6 protein-coding genes are annotated in these 8,523 nt (G+C 35.7%); 3 read left to right on the top strand and 3 right to left on the bottom strand.

Features of this window, described 5'->3' with window-relative positions; genetic code table 11:
* Positions 1 to 23 precede the first annotated feature (23 nt).
* Positions 24 to 775, top strand: a protein-coding gene (locus tag MKL35_RS07535) for an IS5 family transposase (protein ID WP_099143725.1) whose coding sequence is annotated in 2 segments (ribosomal slippage) — positions 24 to 360 and positions 360 to 775 — 753 coding nt in all. Because the reading frame shifts where the segments join, the coding sequence is not laid out codon by codon here.
* Positions 776 to 809: 34 nt separating this feature from the next.
* Here MKL35_RS07535 and chrA read toward each other — a convergent pair.
* Both chrA and MKL35_RS07525 read right to left on the bottom strand, forming a co-directional pair.
* The gene (gene chrA, locus MKL35_RS07530) at positions 810 to 2,117 is read right to left on the bottom strand and encodes a chromate efflux transporter (RefSeq protein WP_270913261.1); all 1,308 of its coding nucleotides are present in this window, start codon (positions 2,115 to 2,117) and stop codon (positions 810 to 812) included.
* A 47-nt stretch (positions 2,118 to 2,164) separates the two neighbouring features.
* Positions 2,165 to 3,085 (bottom strand): chromate resistance protein ChrB domain-containing protein, encoded by a 921-nt coding sequence (locus MKL35_RS07525; RefSeq protein WP_270913260.1) that lies wholly within the window; start codon positions 3,083 to 3,085, stop codon positions 2,165 to 2,167.
* 365 nt (positions 3,086 to 3,450) lie between these two features.
* Here MKL35_RS07525 and MKL35_RS07520 point away from each other — a divergent pair, with 365 nt between their 5' ends.
* Entirely contained in the window at positions 3,451 to 5,550 is a 2,100-nt protein-coding gene (locus MKL35_RS07520; RefSeq protein WP_005085368.1) for an ATP-dependent nuclease, read from the top strand.
* Positions 5,551 to 5,555: 5 nt separating this feature from the next.
* The gene (locus MKL35_RS07515; RefSeq protein WP_005085367.1) at positions 5,556 to 7,289 is read left to right on the top strand and encodes a UvrD-helicase domain-containing protein; all 1,734 of its coding nucleotides are present in this window, start codon (positions 5,556 to 5,558) and stop codon (positions 7,287 to 7,289) included.
* A gap of 72 nt (positions 7,290 to 7,361) precedes the next feature.
* On the opposite strand, the gene MKL35_RS07510 is transcribed toward MKL35_RS07515, so the two are convergent.
* A protein-coding gene (locus MKL35_RS07510) for an IS4 family transposase (RefSeq protein WP_208728222.1) occupies positions 7,362 to 8,452 on the bottom strand; the annotation gives its coding sequence in 2 pieces (ribosomal slippage) (positions 7,362 to 7,912 and positions 7,912 to 8,452; 1,092 coding nt in all).
* Positions 8,453 to 8,523 lie beyond the last annotated feature (71 nt).

Here is an 8,523-nt window from a genome sequence, read left to right as displayed (position 1 = left end):
ACTGATTAATTTATAATAGTACTATGGATAGATACATACTTACTGATGCCCAATGGGCAAAAATGGAACCTTTTTGCCTAGGTAAAGTGACCGATCGAGGTCGTAGTGGAAAAGATAATCGATTATTTTTAGAAGCAGTCCTTTGGATTGCCCGTACAGGCAGTCCATGGCGTGATCTACCTGCTCATTTTGGTAAATGGAATACCGTCTTTAAAAGATACCGTGATTGGGTGAAAGCTGGTGTATTTGAAACTATTTTTGCATCTGTAAATGAAGATGTTGATTTGGAATACGCCATGATTGATGGAACGATTGTTAAAGTTCATCGACATGGGCAAGGTGCAAAAGGGGGACTTTCAAACAGTCTATAGGTAGATCTCGAGGTGGAATGACCTGTAAAATTCTTGCCTTAGTGGATAGTCTAGGCAACCTCATTAAGTTTCGATTAATGCCTGGTCAATATCACGATTTAGTAGAAACCAAACCTTTAATCGAAGATGTTGATTTTCAGGCATTACTAGCGGATAAAGCATTTGATGCAGATTGGCTCATCCAAGAACTCAATGAACGTAAAGTGAAAGTGGTGATCCCACCTAAATCTAATCGAAAAGTAATGAGAGCATTTGATACGATTATGTATAAATGGCGTCATCTCATTGAAAACTATTTCTGTAAGTTAAAAGAATTTAAACGTATAGCGATGCGTAGTTGTAAAACAGATACGAGTTTTGAAGCCATGATTCAATTGTGCGCGAGTTTAATTAACTCTCGGTAATTCTCAACAGACCCTAAGAAATAAAACTATAAGTTTATGCACCAATATATAGAATCAAGCCACAGAATGCAGAGGCAAAAATCACATACATGACTTTGACTTCAAAATGGAACAAGGCGATGAATGCTGCAATTGCAATGAATGCGGCTTCATAGTTGAAAGAATGGTTGAATCCATTGGGCCATAAAACGTGATAACTGAAGAAGAGTGCTAAATTCAATATTACTCCTACAACAGCAGCAGTAATTGCAGTCAAAGGTGCAGTAAACTTTAATTCATTGTGTGTTGATTCAATCACTGGGGCGCCAGCTAGAATGAAAATGAAAGAAAATAGAAACGTAAACCAAGTAACAATGACAGCACCTAAGGCACCTGCTAAAAATACATGATCACTTCCTAAAAGTGCATGATTAAAGCCACCTAAAAATCCGACAAATGCAACAACCATAATCAGTGGGCCGGGTGTACTTTCACCTAGTGCTAAACCATCGATCATTTGTGTTGGACTCAACCAACCATAAAAATTTACAGCACCTTGATACACGTAAGGTAATACCGCATAAGCTCCACCAAATGTTAGCAGTGCCGCTTTAGTAAAGAACCAAGCCATTTGTGTATAGGCATGCTCCCATCCCAAGGTAAGAGTCAAACCTATAATGGGTGTAAACCATAAAATTGCACCGATAAATAAAATTTTTCCTAAGTGCTTCCAACTAAATATGGCATGTTCTGGGGTTGGAGTATCATCATCAATTAATGCTGGACCATAATCTTTTTTACCTTGCTGATGTGAACTTCCACCAGTAAAAAAGCTTGGATATTTTTTACTTGCCAAGTATCCAATGATTGCAGCGCTTAGAACAATTAAAGGAAACGGAAGGTTAAAGAAAAAGATAGCAACGAATGCAAGTGCAGCAATTGCCCATAAAAACTTATTCTTTAATGATCGGCTGCCAATCCGGTAAGTTGCATGAAAGACAATAGCAACAACAGCTGGTTTGATTCCATAAAAGAGACCAGCAATGATAGGAACATCACCAAACTTTACATAGACCCATGAAAGGGCGATCAGGATAAATAAAGAAGGTAAAACGAATAAGACACCAGCAACAATACCACCTATAGTCCTGTGCATTAACCAACCTATGTAGGTTGCTAATTGTTGAGCTTCAGGTCCGGGTAATAACATGCAGTAGTTGAGAGCGTGTAAGAAACGTTTTTCAGAAATCCAACGTTTTTGTTCAACGAGTTCTTGGTGCATGACAGCGATTTGTCCTGCTGGCCCACCAAAACTAATGAACCCCAATTTCAGCCAGAATAGAAATGCTTGCCAAAATGAAATTGACTATATTTCTTGTTCTGGTTCTATAACAAGTTCTTGTTCCATGATTATTCTCTTGATAGGTTGGCATATAAGCCATCGAAAATGTGATTCGATAATGCAAATAATTGATCATCGTTACTTATCTGACTTCGAATTCCTTGAATAACTTTTTCAATACCGATTGCTTCGGGAGGTTCAATCCCACCTACATCAAGGTAATGAACAATTTCAGCGATTTTCTTTAATGCAGGTGTTTCTAGATCAAAACTATGTAAAAGAACTTCGAAGGTCACCCAATGATTGATATGACTGAAAGTTGCACCATCAAAATCGAATCCTAATGCCTCTTCTGGGCAGTCACTTGGCGTTTCTAACCAAATGAATGTTGGTGAGGTATCAATAAATGTCTTGATTAGCCATGCAGAAGCTAGGCGATCAATCCAAGGTCTTTTACGAGTTGCCCAAATTCTGTTTTGATAACTAGCTTTATCGAGAAGTTGAATATGAGCTTGTATTGCTAGTGGTTCATTCACTTCACCAAGACGTGCAATTGAAAGTTCTAAAGAGGAAAGCTCATTTAGAACCTGTGCTTGAGTTTCATCGGGGTAGTAGTCAATTTCTACAAGCGCATCGATACTTTTTCTTAATTTCCGGATTTGCTTGAGCAGCTCTTTCTTTTCATCTTTGGTCTGCCGATCTCTTAATTCAGACAGTTGTTTATAGAGAGCATCGTATTCTTCTTTCCGACTGAAAAAAGAAGCAAGCTCAAGATTTAAGGGTTGTTCTGCATGAAAGATATAAGCAGCCCCTTGTTCTGAGATAACATCATTAGCAATAGGATCAAACTTTTCACTATGGGAAATAGGGAGCAAATAGACGCCATCTCTTAGAATTGCTGCGCCGCTTGCTTTGAGAGATCGCCAGACTCTCATACGAGTGGTTGTATTCTGTGTAGGTAGCGAGGATATGAGCAAGGATATTTTCATGTAATATACTCAACTTATTTGTTTATTATATTACATTGCTTGTATCGTGGTACAAATATTAAGAACTGATTTCTTATATCAGGATAAATATTAAGACGGGCGGCAGACAAGCTTTGATTGAAGTAAAATTAAAGTTGAAAACTATTCGATGTGTTTACGTTACTGATCTATTGTGTTGAAAAAAGGCTCAGTCGTAGTTAGCTTGTAGAGATGGCAATTTCTATTTTGAAGATTATGTTAGATAGCTTTAAAAAGTTTATGCTTAAGTTGTATATTATTATTTTTAGAAATAATAATATCTTAGTTATTAAGCTATATTCATAGTCGAATTTTTAAAAGCTTAAAATAAATAATTGGGGATAATAATGCGCATTGAAAAAATTAAAGTAGAAGGTTTTAGGCTTCTTGAGAATGTCGAATTCGGATTGGAAGAGAATTCAACTGTAATTGTTGGACGTAATAATAGTGGAAAGACATCTTTTACCAGTATTTTTGATTGTTTTTGTGGTGAATCTGGAACAAGATTTCGGCTAGAGGATTTTTCAGTTTTATCACGAGAAAAATTTTTAAAAGCTAAAGAATTAAGAGAGGCGGGGGAAAGTTCAGAAGTAATATTCGAAACACTTCCTCGAATTTCTCTTATACTTACATTTCAATATAATAAACTTTCTCCTGATTTAGGTTCTCTATCCCCTTTTATTATTGATTTAGATGAAGACTCTACAACGGCTATTGCGCGAGTTGAGTATCGGCCTATTTTGAAAAATATGCATTTGCTTTTTGACCTTACCCCATCTTCCGCAGTGGTTGAACCTCGTACACATTTTTATAAAAATTTGAAGGGTAATTTGTCTAAAGCTTATGGGGTTCATGTAAGTGCAATTGATCCTACTGATAGTACAAATACGAGAGATTTTGAAGGCACATCTGCTTTAACAGCATTATTACAATGTAACTTTGTATTAGCTCAAAGAAATCTTGATAAAACAAAACTAGGGGATGCTGATGTAATAGGTAAATTGCTTAGTGAGCTATTTAAGACAGCTACAGCACCATCTGCTGCTGAGGCAGATCAAAATTTAGCTATAAGATTAAAGCAATCTGTTGAAAATATTGAGCATAATGTCCAACTCGACTTTGATGGCATGCTTAAAGAATTATTACCAGTTATGAACGTAATGGGATTTCCAAGTCTTAATGATACTGAGATAAGACCAGAGACATCATTAAACGTGGAATCATTATTATCAGGGCATACTAAGGTCGTTTATAGCGGAGTTGATGGAGTACATTTACCAGAAGGGTATAATGGTCTAGGAACCCGTAATTTGATTTACATGTTGCTACAGTTAGCAAGCTATCACAAAATCTATAGATCAAAATCAATTAGCCCCGCTACTCATTTAATATTTATTGAAGAGCCAGAAGCTCATTTACATCCTCAAATGCAGGAGGTTTTTATCAATCAATTAAATGTGGCTGTTCAAAAATTATCGGAAAATTATTCTAACAAAGATAAATGGAATATCCAGTTTGTTATCACAACACACTCCCCACATGTTGCGAATGCTGCAAAATTTGATGCTGTTAGATATTTTTATAATGAAATTCATAAGATAGAAAACGTACGTCAGACAAAGGTTAAAGATTTTAAGAAGGGGTTGAGTAGTATTTCTGTTAAAGATCAAAAATTTTTACATCAATATATGACCTTAACGAAATGTGATCTTTACTTTGCTGATAAAGCTATCTTAGTTGAAGGGACAACAGAACGTTTATTAATGCCAAAGTTATGTCAATTAGTTGATGAGTCTCTTGATGAACCACAAAAACTAGCCAGACAATATGTTACTTGTGTTGAGGTTGGTGGAGCACATGCGCATATTTTTTATCCACTCCTTGACTTTCTGGAGTTGAAAACGTTAGTAATCACTGATCTAGATTCAACAAAAAAAGGCAAAATAACTAAGAATGGAAAACAGGAAGATGCATGGGTGAAATGCCCAGTAGTTGATGGTCAGAATACATCTAATGCTGCCATTAAAAACTGGTTTTATCCTAAAGAAGTCGATGATACTGGTAAAGTTAAGAAAAAAGCTAAAAATGAGGATAGTCAAATTTCCCCGTCAGTCTTGATTGCTAAAACTGCTCAAGAGAAACAAATTAAGTTCCGTAGAATTGCATATCAAATACCAGAAGATCCAGAAACTAATATATGCGCTAGAAGTTATGAGGATGCTTTCATATTAGCTAATCTTTCTAAATTTGAATTACCTGAAGGACAAGATATTGCTGTTGCTGCTTGGGAAAAAGCACAAGGGCTTATTAAATCTGATTTCGCCTTAGAATATGCAATTCTAATAGAAGATTGGTCGGCACCAAGATATATCAAGGAAGGTCTAATTTGGTTATCTGAAATGGACACTATAAAAAAATCAAACTATGAATTAACTACAGGCGAATAAGTAGCATGAGTGAGATTCTAGACAATCCAGCAATAATTGCAGCTCAACTAGCTGAAGCAAAAATTAATGCAGCTATAAAAGCAGGACGAAGTTTCCGGCTAGAAGCTGGCGCAGGTGCGGGAAAAACATTTTCTTTAGTTCATGCTCTAAAATCCATTATTAAAGAGCGTGGTAGATCATTAACGCAAACAGGTAAAAAAGTAGCTTGTATTACTTATACGGAAGTTGCAAGAAATGAGATTGCCCAAGAAATTGAAGACCATCCAGCAATTTTAGTCGATACTATACATGGATTCTCATGGGCTTTTATGCGCCAATTTCAAAAAGCCATAAGAGAGATTCTTATTGAAGATGATTCAAGAAAAGAAAAAGTTGAACAAGGTGGTGGCATTGGGTCTAAATCAGTGGAATACGAGTTGGGCTTTTTTGGTGTTAATGATCAGAAAATTACACTGAGTCATGATGATATCCCAACGATGATGGCTAAATTACTAAGTAAAGAAAAGTTTCGGAAAATATTTAGCAATCAGTTTCCGGTAGTTTTTATTGATGAATATCAAGATACCAATCGCCAATTTATGGATGCTATTACAGAGTATTTCTTAAAACCAAAGGTGGGACCACTTTTTGGTCTTTTTGGAGACCATTGGCAGACTATTTATGGTAGTGAATATGAATTGGCAGAGTATCCAATCGAAGAGATTGCAAAGGGATCAAATTTTCGATCAGTTCCAGCAATTGTAGATATATTAAATAATTTAAGACTAGACTTACCACAAGCTGTCAGTTCGCCAGATGCAAAAGGTGAAGCTAGATTTTTTCATACTAATTCTTATAAGGGGACACGAACAGATGAGAGAAGTTCTAAAGATGATTTACCAATAGATATAGCTCGATCTACTCGTACAAGTTTGATACAGAGGCTACAAAATGAGGGGTGGGATATTGAAAAAACTAAGATACTGATGTTAAGCCATAATGTTTTAGCATCTGAACAAGGATACCCTCAATTAATTAAAGTATTTGACGGACGTAATGATCAATTTGCTAAAAAAGAAGACCCTGTAATAAAATTTTTTGCAGAAATAGTTGAACCAATGAGTGTTAGCTATAGCTTATCAAATTATGGTGAGATGTTTAAAATCTTTGGCTCAAGGCCTGCAATAACGAAGCATGAAGATAAATCTTGTTGGCGACGGGATATGGATCAATTATTAAAACTAAGACAAGAGGGGACTATAGGGCAAGTGATAGATCATCTTAAGCAGACAAAACGTCCCTCCCCCCCAGATAGAGTGCTTAGACGAGACGATGAGCTTATTTCTCTAAGAAATTCACCTGACACGGAAATGTCTTCAACACTACTTCGTTATAATAAATTAAGAGAAATTCCATATAAAGAAGTAATCGAAGTTACAAAGTTTATTGAAAAGCAAACTCCATTTGCAACTCAGCACAGTGTTAAGGGGGCAGAGTTTGAGAATGTATTAGTAGTTTTAGGTGGTGGATGGAATAATTATAAATGGCCACAGCTTCTCGAGTTGCTTGAGACTAAAAAGTTGACTAATGCAAACACAAAAGGTTTTTATAGAGCTCGTAATCTTTTCTATGTATCTATTTCTCGCCCAATGACGAGACTGGCTGTGTTAGCTACTCAGACATTATCTGATACAGCACTTGTAACAGTGAATAATCTATTTGGAAGTGAGAATGTAATAGAATTAAGTTTAGATACATAGAGTTGTTTTCAACTTATGTATCTAACTTTTTAAACATATTTTTTGGGAAAAAATCTCTGTACACGACAAATTTCATAGAGCCCTTGTCCTATCAGGCTTTTTCTTTCTTAAAATTGCGAGCACTTTCTTAAATTCTTCTTTTTTTCCAAAACCAATCAAACGTAGAATAGCCATTTGAACATAGTCCAAACCGTAGCGAAATAAACTTACTGAAAGTCGTCCATGCTTCTTTATTTTTATCGCTTTTTTTCGATCATGTTGCCATTCACCTGTTAAATAGCACCAACAGAAACCGATCGCTAGCACTGCTATCAATTTCTTGACTCGTCTAGGGTCTGTTAAACGAGTATTTTCAAGATTGAATCCACGTCCTTTGAGACAACTAAATAAGGTTTCGATTTCCCAGCGTAATGCATAATCACCAATAGCAGAAGCATTAAACATAGGAGAAACAACAAGTAAAAGTTCTCCATCTTCTAATCGTAACGCACTAATATACAGTTTCACTCGACCAACCCAAATACGTCGTTTACGACATTCAGTTTGACCAACTTGAAGATGACGAAATAAATCACTAATTTTATGACTCTTGGCTAAGTGATTGGTCACAATAAAGTTTTTTTAACACGTATACAGAAGTTAATGTCATTTTCAATTAACCATATAAACCATTTCTCACCGATAAATTCTCTGTCTGCAAACACATTCACAATACGATCTTTACCAAAAATGGAGATAAAGCGTTGAATCAAAGCAATACGCTCTTTTGTATCTGAATTTCCACGTTTATTGAGCAATGTCCAAACAATAGGTATCGCTATTCCACGATAGACGATGGCTAACATCAAGATATTGATATCTCGTTTTCCCCATTTCCAATTGGTTCTATCCAAAGTTAATTGGACTTTATCGAATGAAAATATATTGAAAATTAACTGAGAAATTTGACGATAATCGAAATACTGATCTGCAAAGAAGCGTTGTATACGTCGATAAAATGATTGTGGTAAGCACTTGATGGGTAAGGCTTTAGATGCAGAAGAAAGATTACATGTCTGTTTTACAATTAATGCAAGCATAATCAGTGTAAAACATTTTACACGTGACTTGTTCCACTTTAGATATTTGTTTAAGATGAGATGTAACTCATTGAAATGTGTCATCATATTCATCGTCAGAAAACAAGTATTATGCCATTATTTCAATGAGTTGTCTTTTTTTGTCGTGTACAAAG

Source organism: Acinetobacter sp. AOR41_HL (assembly GCF_027854645.1).
GTDB lineage: Bacteria > Pseudomonadota > Gammaproteobacteria > Pseudomonadales > Moraxellaceae > Acinetobacter > Acinetobacter nosocomialis.
The sequence above is the reverse complement of the archived record's forward strand: the minus strand, read 5'-3'. Positions and strand labels throughout refer to the sequence as shown.

Bases quoted from the DNA above. Each gene is read 5' to 3' on its own strand.
- MKL35_RS07525 (WP_270913260.1), bottom strand. From the start codon at position 3,085: ATGAAAATATCCTTGCTCATATCCTCGCTACCTACACAGAATACAACC.
- MKL35_RS07520 (WP_005085368.1), top strand. From the start codon at position 3,451: ATGCGCATTGAAAAAATTAAAGTAGAAGGTTTTAGGCTTCTTGAGAAT.
- MKL35_RS07515 (WP_005085367.1), top strand. From the start codon at position 5,556: ATGAGTGAGATTCTAGACAATCCAGCAATAATTGCAGCTCAACTAGCT.